At 69.8% G+C, this 14,279-nt stretch carries 14 protein-coding genes; 13 read left to right on the top strand and 1 reads right to left on the bottom strand.

The window, feature by feature from the left end; all coding sequences use genetic code 11:
- Window positions 1–123 precede the first annotated feature (123 nt).
- The 10 genes from ADE01S_RS14815 (at window position 124) to ADE01S_RS14770 (ending at window position 10,466) form a co-directional block, all read left to right on the top strand.
- The gene (locus ADE01S_RS14815; RefSeq protein WP_082775807.1) at window positions 124–1,308 is read left to right on the top strand and encodes an ABC transporter substrate-binding protein; all 1,185 of its coding nucleotides are present in this window, start codon (window positions 124–126) and stop codon (window positions 1,306–1,308) included.
- A gap of 2 nt (window positions 1,309–1,310) precedes the next feature.
- Window positions 1,311–2,339, top strand: a complete 1,029-nt coding sequence (locus ADE01S_RS14810) for a branched-chain amino acid ABC transporter permease (protein ID WP_062682471.1) — start codon at window positions 1,311–1,313, stop codon at window positions 2,337–2,339.
- A gap of 22 nt (window positions 2,340–2,361) precedes the next feature.
- The gene (locus ADE01S_RS14805) at window positions 2,362–4,107 is read left to right on the top strand and encodes a branched-chain amino acid ABC transporter ATP-binding protein/permease (RefSeq protein WP_062682470.1); all 1,746 of its coding nucleotides are present in this window, start codon (window positions 2,362–2,364) and stop codon (window positions 4,105–4,107) included.
- Complete coding sequence (locus tag ADE01S_RS14800) at window positions 4,104–4,826, top strand: ABC transporter ATP-binding protein (protein ID WP_062682469.1); 723 nt, start codon at window positions 4,104–4,106, stop codon at window positions 4,824–4,826. Before ADE01S_RS14805 ends, ADE01S_RS14800 begins: the two co-directional genes overlap by 4 nt.
- Window positions 4,827–4,852: 26 nt before the next feature.
- Window positions 4,853–6,235 (top strand): amidase family protein, encoded by a 1,383-nt coding sequence (locus ADE01S_RS14795; protein WP_062682468.1) that lies wholly within the window; start codon window positions 4,853–4,855, stop codon window positions 6,233–6,235.
- A gap of 99 nt (window positions 6,236–6,334) precedes the next feature.
- A complete protein-coding gene (hpaD, locus tag ADE01S_RS14790) occupies window positions 6,335–7,345 on the top strand; it encodes a 3,4-dihydroxyphenylacetate 2,3-dioxygenase (RefSeq protein WP_062682467.1) in 1,011 nt (336 codons plus the stop codon).
- A gap of 28 nt (window positions 7,346–7,373) precedes the next feature.
- Window positions 7,374–7,769, top strand: coding sequence for a RidA family protein (locus ADE01S_RS14785; protein ID WP_062682466.1), 396 nt, complete (start codon window positions 7,374–7,376; stop codon window positions 7,767–7,769).
- Window positions 7,770–7,791: 22 nt separating this feature from the next.
- Window positions 7,792–8,169 carry a RidA family protein gene (locus tag ADE01S_RS14780; protein WP_062682465.1) on the top strand — a complete coding sequence of 126 codons (378 nt, stop codon included), beginning with the start codon at window positions 7,792–7,794 and terminating at the stop codon, window positions 8,167–8,169.
- Between the two features lie 34 nt (window positions 8,170–8,203).
- A complete protein-coding gene (gene hpaE, locus ADE01S_RS14775) occupies window positions 8,204–9,664 on the top strand; it encodes a 5-carboxymethyl-2-hydroxymuconate semialdehyde dehydrogenase (RefSeq protein WP_062682464.1) in 1,461 nt (486 codons plus the stop codon).
- A gap of 97 nt (window positions 9,665–9,761) precedes the next feature.
- On the top strand, window positions 9,762–10,466 hold the full coding sequence (locus ADE01S_RS14770) for a Crp/Fnr family transcriptional regulator (protein WP_062682463.1): 705 nt from the start codon (window positions 9,762–9,764) through the stop codon (window positions 10,464–10,466).
- 15 nt (window positions 10,467–10,481) lie between these two features.
- Here the strand turns inward: ADE01S_RS14770 and ypfH are convergent, their stop codons facing one another.
- Window positions 10,482–11,186, bottom strand: coding sequence for an esterase (ypfH, locus tag ADE01S_RS14765; protein ID WP_062682462.1), 705 nt, complete (start codon window positions 11,184–11,186; stop codon window positions 10,482–10,484).
- A 214-nt stretch (window positions 11,187–11,400) separates the two neighbouring features.
- Between ypfH and ADE01S_RS14760 the strand changes: the two genes are divergently transcribed.
- From ADE01S_RS14760 to ADE01S_RS14750, 3 genes are all read left to right on the top strand, one after another.
- Window positions 11,401–12,936 carry an amino acid permease gene (locus ADE01S_RS14760; protein WP_062682461.1) on the top strand — a complete coding sequence of 512 codons (1,536 nt, stop codon included), beginning with the start codon at window positions 11,401–11,403 and terminating at the stop codon, window positions 12,934–12,936.
- A gap of 135 nt (window positions 12,937–13,071) precedes the next feature.
- Window positions 13,072–13,776 carry a translesion DNA synthesis-associated protein ImuA gene (gene imuA / locus ADE01S_RS14755; protein WP_062682460.1) on the top strand — a complete coding sequence of 235 codons (705 nt, stop codon included), beginning with the start codon at window positions 13,072–13,074 and terminating at the stop codon, window positions 13,774–13,776.
- A partial coding sequence (locus tag ADE01S_RS14750) for a Y-family DNA polymerase (protein WP_444540220.1) occupies window positions 13,706–14,279 on the top strand: 574 nt, incomplete at its 3' end. The genes imuA and ADE01S_RS14750, both read left to right, overlap by 71 nt.

The following is a 14,279-nucleotide window of genomic DNA, read 5'->3' as shown; positions in this document are numbered from 1 at the left end:
AGACCCGCGGCCGCGCTTTGTATCGCGGGATACATCCCCGCCCACACGTCCCTGCCAGACTAGCTCCCACCCAGACCCGTGCCGCCCGCCGGCATCCTGTCTTGTCCTCTTCGGGAGCTATTGATGAGCAGAATCAACCCTTTGCTGGCCGGCCTCGCATGCGCCGGCTTCTTGCTGGCACCCGCCGCGCAAGCCGACGACCGTCCGGAATTGCGCATCGGCGTGGTCAGCTCGGTCACCGGCGGCGCCTCGGCCATCGCCACCGGCGCAGTGGCCGCCATCAATCTGATGGAAGCGCGCACGGCGGCCGACGCCACCCTGCCGTTCCGCGTCACCTTCGTCAAATACGACGACGGCTCCGATCCGGCGCGGGCCGTCAATGCGACACGCAAGCTGATCCAGGAAGACCGGGTGCACCTCGTCGTCTGCTGCACCACCACGCCCGCTTCGCTGGCCGTGAACAAGGTGATCGAGGAAGAGCGCGTGCCCAACCTGTCGCTGGCCTCGGCGGCCTCGGTGATCGAGCCGGCCGATGCGCACCGGTTTACGTTCAAGACCCCGGTGACCGACCGCCTGATGATCGACCACACCGTCGACTACATGCTCAAGCAGGGTTGGAAGCAGGTGGCGTTCATGGGCCTGGAGGACTCGTACGGCGAAGGCGGCTGGGTGGAGTTCAGCCAGATCGCCAAGCGCAAGGGCCTGGACATCGTCGCGGTCGAGCGCTTTTCCCGCGGCGACACCAACTTCACGCCGCAGGCGCTGCGCGTCGCGCAGAAGAAGCCCGACGCGGTCTACTTCCACGCCATCCCCCCGTCGTCCGCGCTGGCCACCGAAACGCTGCGCCGCGTCGGCTACAAAGGACCGGTCCTGCACGGCGCCGGCTCCGCCACGCCGGCCTTCATCGCCGTCGGCAAGAAGGCGGCCGAAGGCGCCATCGTCGGCACCTCGGCGCTGACGGTGTACCGGCAGTTGCCCGACGACCATCCGCTCAAATCCGTCATCGCCGGCTTCATCCAGGCCTATGACGGCAAGTACGGCGCGGGCAAGACCGATATGTTCGCCGCCCAGGCCTACGATACGGTGCAGATCCCGCTGCTGGCCTACCGGCAGGTGGTGGCCGACGGCAAGACCGGCGACCTGGCCCAGGCGCGGCTCGCGCTGCGCGACGCCATCGAGGCCACGCGCGACTACCGCGGCGTGAACGGATTCTTCAGCTACAGCCCCACCGACCACCTGGGGCTGGACCGGCGCAGCACCTTCCTGGTGAAGGTCAAGGACGGCAAGTTCGAACTGCTGGGTGAGTAGGAATGGACCTCACCACTACCCTGTTCCTGGCCACGGACGGCCTGACCAACGGCGCCGTCTATACGCTGGTGGGCCTGAGCCTGGTGCTGGTCTACACCACCACCCGCGTGGTCAACATCGCGCAAGGCGAGTACGTGACCTTCGGCGCGCTGACCCTGGCCAGTTTCATCGAGGGCACGCTCGCCCCCGTGGTCTACGTGGTGGGCGCAGGCGGCGCGGCCTGCCTGCTGCTGGATCTGCTGCGGGCCCGGGCGGACGGCCGTTCGCCGCTGCGGCCTCTCGCGGCCTATGCGGCGGCGGGCGCGGCGCTGGCCGCCCTGGCGGCCCTGGCCTGGCGCGTGCCCTCGTCCGCCCTGCAAATGCTGGCCGCGCTGGCGCTGGTCGCGTCGCTGGGGCCCATCGTCTATCGCCTGACGGTGGAACCCAATCCCGGCAATTCCACCGTCGTGCTGGTGATCATCGGCGTCGGCGTGTCGATGATCATGCACCCGCTCGCGCTGCTGCTGTGGGGCGCCGATCCGCGCGCCGTCCCGCCCATCAGCGAGGCCCGCCTGGAGCTGGCCGGCGTGGACATCGCGGCGCAATCACTCTTCATCATGGCGTTCTCGCTGCTGGCGGCCCTGGGGCTGTACCTGTTCTTCCGCTGCACACTGACCGGCAAGGCCCTGCGCGCGGCGTCGGTCAACCGGGAGGGCGCGCAGTACTGCGGCATTCCCGTGGTGATGGCGGGCCGGCTGAGCTACTTCCTCGCCGCCGCGCTGTCCGGCGCCAGCGGCATGCTATTGGCGCCGCTGGTGACGGCGCACTACGAAATGGGCTTCGTCGTCGGGCTCAAGGGGTTCGTGGGCGCCGCGATGGGCGGGCTGGTGAACTACCCGCTGTCCGTCGCCGGCGTCTTCATCGTGGGCGTGCTGGAGTCTTTCGCTTCCTTTCTCAGCAGTTCCTACCGCGACGCGCTGGTGTTCGCGATGGTGATTCCCATCCTGCTCTGGCGCAACAGCCGCGCCGGCGCCGACCTGGACGAACATTGAAAACGCTACTCCGCCCATGCCGATGAAACCCGAAAAACTGTACCTGTCCGGCGCCGCCCTCGCGGTGGCGGCGCTGATCCTCTTGCTGCCCACCTACTACGTCGGCCTGCTGACGCTGGCCGGCACCAATGCGCTGGTCTGCCTGGGGCTGGCCTTCCTGCTGGCGGCCGGGCAACTGTCGCTGGGCCATGCCGCCTTCCTGGGCGGCGGCGCCTACGCCTCCGCGATCCTGGCGCGCGACTACGGCGTGCCGCCGCCGCTGGCCATCGCCCTGGCGGTGGTGGCGTGCGCGGCCGCTGCCTATGTGATCGGCCGGCTCACGCTGCGCTTGCGCGGCCACTACCTGCCGCTGGCCACGCTGGCGTGGGGCATCGCCGCCTATGTCTGCCTGGTGGCGGCCACCGACCTCACCGGCGGCGCCTCCGGCCTGTCCGACATTCCGCCGCCGCGCGTCTTCGGGCTGGAATTCGGCACCCGGGGCATGGGCGCGGTGGCGTGGATCGCGGTGGGGCTCGCCTTCATCGCCTACTGCCGGATCTACCGCGGCCGCATGGGCCGCGCCGCCCGCGCCATCAAGGCCAGCCCCACCATGGCCGCGGCCTTCGGCGTGGACGTGGCGGCGGCCAAGATCCGCATCTTCGTCCTGTCGGCCGCGCTGGCGGCCCTGGCTGGCGGGATCTACGCCTTCTACATGAGTTTCCTGAGTCCCACCTCGTTCTCCATCGGAGTCTCCTTCAATCTGCTGATCATGGTGGTGCTGGGCGGCTGCCTGCACCCGCTGGGGCCCTTGCTGGGCGTGCTGGCCTTCACCGCGATCGAACTCGGCGCGCAGTACCTGATCGCCAACCTGCTGGGCATTCCGGGCCAGATGGAAACCATGCTGTTCGGGTTGATCCTGATCGTGGCGCTGCTGCGCTGGCCCAACGGCCTGCTGACCTGGGTGCGGCTGAAGCCGCCATCGCGTCCCGCCGCGCCGGACGAGGCCGAGGCCGCGCCGCATCGCGTGTCCACCGGCCAGCGCCTGAGCGTGGACGCCGTCCACAAGCGCTTCGGCGGACTGCAGGCCCTCAAGAACGTGACGCTGGATATCCCGCCGGGACGCATCACCGGGCTGATCGGCCCCAACGGCGCGGGCAAGTCCACTCTGTTCAACGTGATGACCGCGGTGCTGCCGGCCAGCGGCGGCCGCGTCGCGCTGGACGGCGATGCGCTGCCGGCCCGGGCGCATGAGGTGGTGCGGCGCGGCGTCGCCCGCAGCTTCCAGCACGTGCAGCTGGTGCCCGAATTGACCGTGCTGGACAACGTGCTGATCGGCGGCCACATCCAGGGCAAGGCCGGCCTGCTGTCGGCCGCGCTGGGCCTGGATCGCGCCGAGGAACGCCGCCTGGCGCGCGAGGCCCGCGCCGCGCTGGAGCTGGTCGGCCTGGCGGACCAGGCGCTGCGCCCGGCCGCCAGCCTGACGCTGGGCAGCCAGCGCCTGGTCGAGGTGGCCCGCGCCCTGATGGCGCGACCCGGCGTGCTATTGCTGGACGAGCCGGCCGCCGGCCTGCGCGGCCCGGAGAAAGCCGTGCTGGTCCAGTTGATGCGCAAGCTGCGCGACGAACGAGGCATGGCCGTCCTGCTCGTGGAGCACGACATGGAACTGGTGATGGGCTGCGTGGACTATCTGTTCGTCCTGAACTACGGCGCGCTGCTGGCGCAGGGCGAACGCCAGGAAGTGCAGCGCAATCCGGCCGTGGTGGCCGCCTATCTCGGAGCCGAGGCATGAACGCAATCGAAGTGAAGGACCTGGCGGTCAGCTACGGCCAGGTCGACGCCCTGCACGGCATCAGCTTCGACGTGCCCCAGGGGACGCTGGTATCGCTCATCGGCGCCAACGGCGCCGGCAAGACCACCTTGCTCAAGGCGCTGATGGGCGCCCTGCCCGCCCGCGCCGGCCGGGTGCTGCTGCATGGCGACTCGCTGGGCAACGCCCCGGTCGAGGAACGCGTGCGCCGCGGCATGTGCCTGGTGCCCGAAAAGCGTTCGCTGTTCGCGTCCATGAAGGTGGAAGACAACCTGCGCCTGGGCGCCTACGCCTTTCGCCGGCGCACCGACTTCGCTCGCGAACTGGACCGCGTGTACGCCCTGTTCCCGGTCCTGGCGCAGCGCCGCGAACAACTGGCCGGCACCCTGTCCGGCGGCGAGCAGCAGATGGTCGCCATCGGCCGCGCCCTGATCGCGCATCCCCGGGTGCTGCTGCTGGACGAGCCGTCCATCGGGCTGGCGCCGCTGATCGTGCAGCAGATCATGGACGTGGTGGTGGACCTGCGCCGGCGCGAGGGCCTGACCGTCATCCTGGTCGAGCAGAACGCGCGCATCGCGCTCAAGAGCGCCGACCTGGCCTATCTGATCGAACTGGGCCGCATCGTCAAGCAAGGCAGCGGGGCCGAACTCGCGCAAGACCCGGACCTGCTGGCCAGCTATCTCGGGGCCAGCGCCAGTTAAGGCGGGCCGACACTAGGAGCCAAACCATGTTGCATCAACTTCCTTTCCAGCGCCTGGGCGAGCAGTATCTGGCGCGCAGCGCCTCGCCCGTGGAGGTGACGCGCAGCGCGCTGGATCACGCCGAACGCGCCAACCCGGCGCTCAATGCCTTCGCCCTGATCGACCGCGAGGGCGCCCTGGACGGCGCGCGTCGATCCGAGGAACGCTGGCGCCGCGGCGCGCCGCTGGGCCCGCTGGACGGCATGCCGATTGCGATCAAGGAATTCGCCGCCGTGCGCGGCTGGCCCACGCGGCGCGGCTCGGCGGTCACGTCCGACGAGCCGGCCGCGGCCCATACCGTGTTCGTCCAGCGGCTGGCCGATGCCGGCGCCGTCCTGCTGGGCAAGACGCGCGCGCCTGAATTCAACTGGAAAGGCGTCACCGACAGCCCGGCCTTCGGGATCACGCGCAACCCCTGGAACCCGGCGCTCACGCCGGGCGGCAGCAGCGGCGGCTGCGCCGCGGCGGTCGCCGCGGGCATCGTGCGCGTGTCGATGGGCAGCGACGCCGGCGGTTCGATCCGCATCCCCGCCGCGTTCACCGGCACCATCGGGCTGAAGCCCACGCACGGGCGGATTCCGCTGTCGCCCCTGCCCAGCGCCTTCTCGAACATCGTGCACACGGGGCCTATCGCCGCGGGGATGGACGAACTGGAAGCGGCCTATCTCGCCGCGCGCGGCGCGTCGGCGCTGGACTGGACCTCATGCCTGGGCGGGGACGATGGCCCGGATGTGCCCGCCGGCCGGCCGCGCATCGGCCTGGTGTCGCCCCGGCGCTGGGGCCCGCGCTGCGCGGCCCCGGTGCGCGCCGCCATGGACGAGGCGCTGGCCGCGCTGCGCGCCGACGGCATGGACGTCGTGGAAATCGATGTCGACATCGAGGCGGCATCGCGCGTGGGCCAGGACCTGTACCGGCTGGGCTGCGCCGCCGCCGTGCGCGCCGTGGCCCCCGAACTGCGCGGCCGGCTCGATCCCGGCTTGATCGTCTTCGTGCGCGGGGTCGACGACTGGCCCATTTCACGCTATCACGCCCTCTGCCAGCAGCGCGACCAGCACGCGAACGACCTGGCCCGGCTGTTCGGCCAGGTCGACCTGCTGATGCTGCCGACCGTCCCGCTGTGCGCCTTCGAAGCCGGCCGCGACGTGCCGCCGGACCAGTCTGGAGACGACTGGATGTCCTGGAACCCCTACACGCCCGCGTTCAACAGCGCCCAGGTCCCGGCCCTGTCCTACCCCGTATGGCCCCAGGGCGAAGCCTTGCCCGCGGGCGTGCAATGGGTGGCGCCCAAGTACCGCGAAGACCGACTGCTGGCGCTGGGCCGCTGGCTGGAAACGCGATTTCCGGTACGGACCGCGGCCGAACCGGAATAGCGCGGTGTATCCCGCGATACAGACGCCGCGCCCCCGGGGCGCGCAGAATTTCATCGACACGAACCGGACCGCGCCGCGTGTTCCGGAAGGAGACTACCAATGATCGATTACACGCCGGGCAAGCCCGACTTCAATATCCTCAGGCTGGGCCACATCGAATACCTGGTGTCGGACCTTGCCCGCGCCCGCGATTTCTACGTGGACGTGGTCGGGCTGTTCGAAACCGAATCCGACGCGGACCACGTCTATCTGCGCGCCATCGAGGACCGCGAGCACCACAGCGTCGTGCTGACGCGCTCGCCCTCGCCCGGCATCGGCCATTTCAGCTTCCGCGTGTCCTGCGAAGAAGACCTGGAACGCCTGGCCGCCAAGTTCAAGGGCCTGGGCCTGCCGATGCGCTGGCTGGAAGCCGGCGAAGAACGCGGCCAGGGCCGCGCGCTGCGCGTGCAGGATCCGTTCGGCTTTCCGGTCGAGTACTACGCGCACATGGACCAGGCGCCATGGATGCTGCAGCAGTATCACCTGCACCGCCACGGCTGCCCCACGCGGCTCGACCACCTGAACGTGCTGGTGCCCGACGCGCAGGCCGGCTTCGACTGGTACACGCGCGAACTCGGCTTTTTCTGCTCGGAATACACCGTGTCGGCCCCGCCCGAGGAACGCGTCTGGGCAAGCTGGCTGTACCGCAAGGCCACCATCCACGACATCGCCGTGATGACGGGCAAGGGCCCCACGGTGCACCACGCGGGCTTCTCGCTGATGGAACCCATGGGCGTGATCCGCGCCTGCGACGCCCTGGCCGCGGCCGGCTACGCCGACAACATCGAGCGCGGCCCGGCCCGCCACGGCATCTCCAACGCCTTGTTCGTCTATGTGCGCGACCCCGACGGCAACCGCTTTGAGCTATACACCGGCGACTACCTGACGGTGGACCGCGACCAGGCGCCCCTTCGCTGGGAGCTGGACAACCCGCGCCGGCAAAGCCTCTGGGGCACGCCGCCTCCGCGTCGCTGGTACGAGGAATCCATGTCCGTCGCCTCGCTCGTCGACGGCCGCCCGCAGCCGGTGTCCGACCCCATCACCCGCGCCATCCCGACCTATGTCGACTGACCCCGCCTTCACCCAGGATTCCCCGCCCATGAACCGCCACGTCATCATCCCGCCCACCGGCCTGCTGCCGCACCGCCCCTATTCGCCCGCCGTCCTGATCGACCGCCTGCTCTTCGTCTCCGGCCACACCGGCGCCGACCCCGTCACGCGCGCCTTCTCCGACGACATCACCGAGCAGACGGAACAGGCCTTCCGCAACCTCCGTTCCGTCATCGAAGCCGCGGGCGGCAGCATGGCGGACGTGGCCAAGGCCACCGTCTTCATGACCGACATGGACGCGGACTTCCAGGCCATGAACGCCGTGTTCAAGCGCGTCTTCCCCGACCGGCCGCCGGCGCGCTCCACCGTGGGCGTGGCCCACCTGGCCCGCCCCGGCCTGAAGGTCGAGATCGAGGCCGTCGCCGTGATCGGATCGGCCGCCTGATCCGCGGCCCAGGGATTACGCCATGGAAAAACAGATCATTGGCCGCGATGCCGGCCTGCCGCATTCGCCCGCCGTGGCCTGGCGCGACCTGGTGTTCGTCTCCGGGCAAGTCGGTTTCACGCCCGGCACGCGCGACTTCGCGCCCGACATCGAATCGCAGACCCGCCAGGCGCTCGACAACGTGCTGGACCTGCTGGCCGCCTCCGGCTGCGAGGCCGGCGGCGTGCTGCAGATGACGGTGCACATGACCGACATGATCGGCGAGTTCGGCGCCATGAATGCGGTGTTCCGCGAGTTCTTTCCCGACCGGCCGCCCAGCCGCACGACCGTGGGCATCTCCCACCTCGGCCGGCCCGGCCTGAAGATCGAGATCGACGCCATCGCCGCGCGCGGCGCCTGAGCCCGTTTCCACTCCTCCAGACCAAGAGAACGCAGTGATGATTCCCCACCTGATCGACGGCAAGGACGTCGAAAGCCCCGCCGTACTGGAAAACACCAATCCCGCCACCGGCGACGCGCTGGCCGAGGTCGCGCTCGGCGGCGAGCGCGAAATCGACCTGGCCGTGGCCGCCGCCAAGGAGGCCTTCCCCAAGTGGGCCGGCCTGCCCGCCAAGGAGCGCGCCCGCATCATGCGCCGCCTGGGCGACCTGATCGAACGCCACGTGCCCGAACTGGCCGAGCTGGAAACCGACGACACCGGGCTGCCCATCCACCAGACCTCGCATCAGCTCATTCCGCGCGCCAGCGAGAACTTCTATTTCTTCTCCGAGGTGGCCACCCGCATCAACGGCCAGACCTTTCCCGTCGATTCGGCCATGCTCAACTACACGCTGCTGCAGCCGGTGGGCGTGTGCGGACTGATTTCCCCCTGGAACGTGCCGCTCATGACGGCCACCTGGAAAGTCGCGCCTTGCCTGGCGCTGGGCAACACCGCGGTGCTGAAGATGTCCGAGCTCTCGCCCATGACCGCCGACCGGCTGGGCCGCCTGGCACTGGAAGCCGGCGTGCCCAAGGGCGTGCTCAACATCGTGCACGGCTACGGCGCGGAAGCCGGCGACGCGCTGGTGCGCCACCCCGACGTGCGCACCATCTCCTTTACCGGCGGCACCGCCACCGGCCGGCGCATCGCCGAGCGGGCGGGCATCAAGCGGCTGTCGATGGAACTGGGCGGGAAATCCCCCGTGCTGGTGTTCGACGACGCCGACCAGGAACGCGCGCTGGACGCGGCGCTATTCACCATCTTCTCGATCAACGGAGAACGCTGCACCGCCGGCTCGCGCGTGTTCGTGCAGCGTTCCATCTACGACCGCTTCGCGCGCGAATTCGCCGAGCGCGCCGCGCGCCTGACGGTGGGCGATCCGCGGGACCCGCACACCAACGTGGGCTCCATGATCACCCGCCAGCATTGGGAAAAGGTCACCGGCTACATCGAGATCGGGCGCCGCGAGGGCGCCGTGGTGGCAGCCGGCGGCGGCGTGCCCCAAGGCCTGCCGGCGCGGGTGGCCAAGGGCAACTTCGTGCAACCCACCGTGCTCACGGGCGTGGACAACCGCATGCGCGTGGCGCAGGAAGAGATTTTCGGTCCGGTGGTCTGCCTGATTCCGTTCGACGACGAGGACGAGGGCCTGCGCCTGGCCAACGACAGCCGCTACGGGCTGGCCTCCTACGTCTGGACCCAGGACGTGGGCAAGGCGCACCGCCTGGCCCGCGGCATCGAGGCCGGCATGGTCTTCGTCAACAGCCAGAACGTGCGCGACCTGCGCCAGCCCTTCGGCGGCATCAAGGATTCCGGGGTGGGCCGCGAAGGCGGCGACGCCAGCCTGGAGACCTTCTGCGAAATGAAGAACGTCTGCATCTCGATGGGCGGACACGCCATTCCTCGCTGGGGCGTCTGACCCGCGCTTTCCCGGACCCGGCCGCCCGCCGGGTTGCCGCCAGCCCGCCGTATAATCCGGAGGCACACAGAACGACAAACACAAATCAAGGGAAATCGTGGCCAAACCAGCGAGTGGCCCGGCACGTCATGTCGCCACCGAGACCTGGCTGCCCCAGGGCGAGCAGGCGGCCTACCTGCGCTCGCTCGGCCACGTGGGCCAGCGCGTCGCGCTGCCCAGCGGCGCCAATCTGTTCAGCCAGGGGCAGGTCGACAACGTCTTCTACGTGGTCGTGACCGGCAAGGTCCATGTCCACATGCTCAGCGAAGACGGCCACGAATCCATCCTGAACATCATGGGGCCGGGCAGCCTCATCGGCGAAGCGGCCGCCTTCCTGGGCCAGCCCCGCTACTCCAGCGCGCGCGCCATCGAAGACACATCGCTGCTGCGGTTCGAGATCGAACGCATTCCCGGCCTGGTGCGGCAGGACCCCGACTTCGCGCTTGCGCTGATCTATCTGCTGAGCGTCAAGCAGCGCCAGATGGTCGCGCGCCTGCGCCAGGCCATCTTCGACCCGCCCGAACAGCGCGTGATCCGCTTCTTCGACCAGTTCCGCCAGACCCACCAGGAAGCCTGCGGGCCGCAGGCCCCCATTACGGTCAACCTGACGCACGAACAGATCGGAAGCCTCGTCGACCTGTCCCGCGTCACCGTCACCCGCGTGCTCAACCGGCTCAAGCGCGAAGGGCTGCTGGACCTGGACGGCAAGAAGATCATGCTGGCCGAAGGCTTCTCGGAACGCGTGCGCGGCGAATTGCCCTGAACGCGCCCCGCCGGATCAATGCACCGTGCTGCCGTCCGGCGGCGTCTGGTTCAGGCCCAGCGCCGCTTCCCAGCTGCGCAGCGGCACGCAGGTCTGCAGGCGCATGATGGCGCGCTCGATCAGGGCCGGGTGCAGTTCGTGCCCGACGTGGGTGGCGACGTCGATGGTCGAATCGCCGTGCAGCTCGGTCAGCCGCGCCTGGGCGGCCTGGATGTCCGCCACGCTCATGATCGGATCGTCGGCGCCGTGCAGCAGGTGCAGCGTGGTGTATTGCGGCGCGGACCGGGGCAGCTGGGCATAGCGGCCGGAAAACGCGATGACGCGGCCGGCCATGCCGTCGTGCGCCTGGACCAGCTCCAGCGCCATGATGGCGCCCTGGGAAAAGCCGGCCAGCGCCGTGTCGGATTGCAGCAGGCCGAAGCGGGCCTGCGCCTGGCGCACGTAGGCTTCCAGGGGCGGCAGGGCCTGCGCCACTCGCTCGGGGCGGTTTTCCTCGGTCACGCCGCGCACCGAGAACCATTGCCGGCCCGCGCCGCCGCCGTCGAAGGGCTCGAAGCCCTCGGGCACCAGCACCGCCGCCGCCGGAAACGCCTTGCGCACGGCCAGGGCCAGGGGCTCCAGGTTGTCGGGCGAGCCGCCCACCCCATGCAGCAGGATGAAAAGCTGGCGCACGTCGACGCCCGGATCGGGAAGGAATTCGAGAGAATTGGAAGACGCCATGAAACTGCTCCGTACTGGCCTGGGGCCGCTGAAACGCGCCCCGATGGCCGCATTGTAAAATGCGCGGCCCGGTGTCTTTCCGTGACTGACACCCTCGATACGCCGCCGCAGGCCGAAGCCCGTCCCCCGACGGACGCCGGAAACCGGTGCACCCGCCCAGGGTGGCCGGGACACCGAAGCCTTTTCCGCCGCGGCGGCCATCACTCACCCTGCAATGCAAATACCGACAACGGAAGCCGGCGCCACGCCTGCCGGCCAGCATCAGCTGCATCGCGTGCTCAAGGCGCGCCACCTCACGATGATAGCGCTAGGGGGTGCCATCGGCACCGGCCTGTTCGTCGCCTCCGGCGCCGCGATCGCGCAGGCGGGCCCCGGCGGCGCCCTGCTGGTCTACCTGGCGATCGGGTTGATGGTTTATTTCATCATGACCAGCCTGGGCGAACTGGCGACCTTCATGCCGGTATCGGGCTCTTTCTGCACCTATGCCTCGCGCTACGTGGACCCGGGCTTCGGCTTCGCGCTGGGCTGGAACTTCTGGATCAGCTGGGCCACCGTGGTGGCCGTGGACGTGGTGGCCGCGCAGCTGGTGATGGCCTACTGGTTCCCCGACACGCCCGGCTGGATATGGAGCGTGGCCTTCCTGGCCCTGACCTTCGGGCTGAACGCGTTCTCGGCGCGCAGCTTCGGCGAGGCCGAATACTGGTTCGCCATCATCAAGGTCGTGGCCGTGCTGTGCTTCATCGGCGTCGGGCTGGCGATGCTGGCGGGCATCATCCATGGCGGCGTGCCCGTGGGCCTGGAGAACTGGAAGGTGGGCGACGCGCCCTTCGTGGGCAACGCCGCCACCTGGGTCGGCGTGGCGATGGTGGTGGCCTATTCGTTCCAGGGCACGGAACTGGTGGCCGTGGCCGCCGGCGAATCCGAGAACCCCCGGCGCAACGTGCCGCGCGCGATCAACCACGTGTTCTGGCGCATCCTGCTGTTCTACGTGCTGGCCATCCTGATCATCGGCCTGCTGCTGCCCTATACCGATCCCCAGCTGCTGCGCAACGAAGTGGAAGACATCGCAGTCAGCCCCTTCACGCTGGTGTTCCAGCACGCGGGGCTGCTGTCGGCGGCCACCGTGATGAACGCCGTGATCCTGACCTCGGTGCTGTCGGCCGGCAATTCCGGCATGTACGCGGCCACGCGGATGCTGTTCAACATGGCGGCCGAAGGCCAGGCCCCGGCCGTGTTCCGCTACGTGACCGGCAAGGGCGTGCCGCTGTACGCGCTGCTGGCCACGACGTTGCTGGCCTGCCTGTGCCTGTTCAGCCTGGTCTACAGCCCCAAGGCGGTCTACATCTGGCTGCTGAACTTCGCGGGCATGACCGAATTCATCGTGTGGCTGAGCATCGCGGTCAGCCATTACCGCTTCCGCCAGGGCTACGTGAAGCACGGCTACGACACCGCCGACCTGCCCTACAAGGCCGGCCTCTTCCCCTTCGGCCCGCTGCTTGCCTTCGCGCTGTGCCTGCTGGTCACGCTGGGCCAGAACTACCAGGCCTTCCTGGAGGAGCGCATCGACTGGATCGGCGTGGTCTCCACCTACCTGGCGATTCCGCTGTTCCTGGCCCTGTGGCTGGGCCATAGGCTGCTGCGCAAGTCGCGCTGGATCCGGTACGCGGACATGCGGTTTGACGGGCTGGATCTAGAGTGCGGGACAGGCGCGACATCCGCGCCGCCTGTTCCTGCCGAGGCCCGGACCTAGCGCCCGATCCCCACCGCGCCACCGACGCAAAACTATTCACGGCCCGCTCCGCCCCCTTTAACTACTGTATATACATACAGCTATAATGACGCATCGGCCACTTTTCCGGCTTCTGGCATCCAGGAACCGCCCGCCATGCAGTCCCCAGAACGTATCCACCCCGCGTTGTGGCGCGCCACCCAGTTGGCCCAAGGCGCCGCCCGCACCCTGCCCACCGGGCATGCCGCGCTTTCCGCCGAGCTGCCGGACGGCGGCTGGCCGCTGGGTTCCCTGACCGAATTGCTGGTCCCGCACCCCGGCATCGGCGAAATCCGCCTGCTGCGCCCGGCGCTGGCCCAGTTGGAAACCCGCCGCCCCATCGCGCTGGTGCAGCCGCCGCACGCCCCGCACATCGCCAGCTGGATGAGCTGGCGGCTGGATCCCCGCCAATTGCTCTGGGTGGCGCCGGAAAAACCCGTGGACGCGCTCTGGGCCGCCGAGCAGATCCTGAAGAACGGCAGCTGCGGCGCCCTGATCTGCTGGCTGCCCCACGTGCGCCCCGAATCCCTGCGCCGCCTGCACCTGGCCGCCCAGGCCAGCGACCTGCTGTTCATCGCCGTGCGCCCCAGCAGCGCGGCGCAGAACGCCACCCCCGCCCCCTTGCGGCTGGCGCTCGCGCCGGCCGCGGGCGGCCTGTCCGCGCATATCCTGAAGCGCCGCGGGCCCGCCTGCGACACACCGCTATACGTGGGCCTGGAACCGGGCGCCACCACTCCTGCCTCTCCCCGCCATGCGCCTCTGGATCGCCGCCTTCCTGCGCTGCCTGCCGCTGGACGCCCTGCGCCCGCACTGGCCGCTTGAGGGGCAGGCGTTCGCGGTCCTGGACCAGGAACGCGTCGCCGCCCTGACGCCCGCCGCCCGCCGGGCCGGCGTGCGGCCCGGCATGCGCCGCGCCGGCGCGGCCGCCATCGCCCCCGAGGTCGAGCTGCTGCCGCGCGATGTCCCGGCCGAGGCCGAGGCCTTGCAGGGCGCGGCGCTGGCCCTGCTGCAATACACCCCCGAAGTCGCCCTGGCCGACGGCGACACCCTGCTCCTGAACGTGGGCGCGAGCCTGATGTTCTTCCGCGGCCCGAAGGCCCTGCACCGGCGGGTAGCCGCCACGCTGCGCGCGCTGGACCTGCGCGTCTCGCTCGGCATGGCGCCCACCGCCGCCGGCGCCTGGCTGCTGGCGCGCAACCCCGGCCGGCGCGCGCCCCGGCGCACCCTGACGCTGCCCACGCTGACCCGGCGGCTGGACGCCCTGCCCCTGGCCTTGCTGCCCCAGGCGCAGGCCCGCCGCGACTGGCTCGACGACATCGGCTGCC

This window comes from Achromobacter denitrificans NBRC 15125 (assembly GCF_001571365.1).
GTDB lineage: Bacteria > Pseudomonadota > Gammaproteobacteria > Burkholderiales > Burkholderiaceae_B > Achromobacter > Achromobacter denitrificans.
The sequence above is the reverse complement of the archived record's forward strand: the minus strand, read 5'-3'. Positions and strand labels throughout refer to the sequence as shown.

Bases quoted from the DNA above. Each gene is read 5' to 3' on its own strand.
- ADE01S_RS14815 (WP_082775807.1), top strand. From the start codon at position 124: ATGAGCAGAATCAACCCTTTGCTGGCCGGCCTCGCATGCGCCGGCTTC.
- ADE01S_RS14810 (WP_062682471.1), top strand. From the start codon at position 1,311: ATGGACCTCACCACTACCCTGTTCCTGGCCACGGACGGCCTGACCAAC.
- ADE01S_RS14805 (WP_062682470.1), top strand. From the start codon at position 2,362: ATGAAACCCGAAAAACTGTACCTGTCCGGCGCCGCCCTCGCGGTGGCG.
- ADE01S_RS14800 (WP_062682469.1), top strand. From the start codon at position 4,104: ATGAACGCAATCGAAGTGAAGGACCTGGCGGTCAGCTACGGCCAGGTC.
- ADE01S_RS14795 (WP_062682468.1), top strand. From the start codon at position 4,853: ATGTTGCATCAACTTCCTTTCCAGCGCCTGGGCGAGCAGTATCTGGCG.
- hpaD (WP_062682467.1), top strand. From the start codon at position 6,335: ATGATCGATTACACGCCGGGCAAGCCCGACTTCAATATCCTCAGGCTG.
- ADE01S_RS14785 (WP_062682466.1), top strand. From the start codon at position 7,374: ATGAACCGCCACGTCATCATCCCGCCCACCGGCCTGCTGCCGCACCGC.
- ADE01S_RS14780 (WP_062682465.1), top strand. From the start codon at position 7,792: ATGGAAAAACAGATCATTGGCCGCGATGCCGGCCTGCCGCATTCGCCC.
- ypfH (WP_062682462.1), bottom strand. From the start codon at position 11,186: ATGGCGTCTTCCAATTCTCTCGAATTCCTTCCCGATCCGGGCGTCGAC.
- ADE01S_RS14760 (WP_062682461.1), top strand. From the start codon at position 11,401: ATGCAAATACCGACAACGGAAGCCGGCGCCACGCCTGCCGGCCAGCAT.
- imuA (WP_062682460.1), top strand. From the start codon at position 13,072: ATGCAGTCCCCAGAACGTATCCACCCCGCGTTGTGGCGCGCCACCCAG.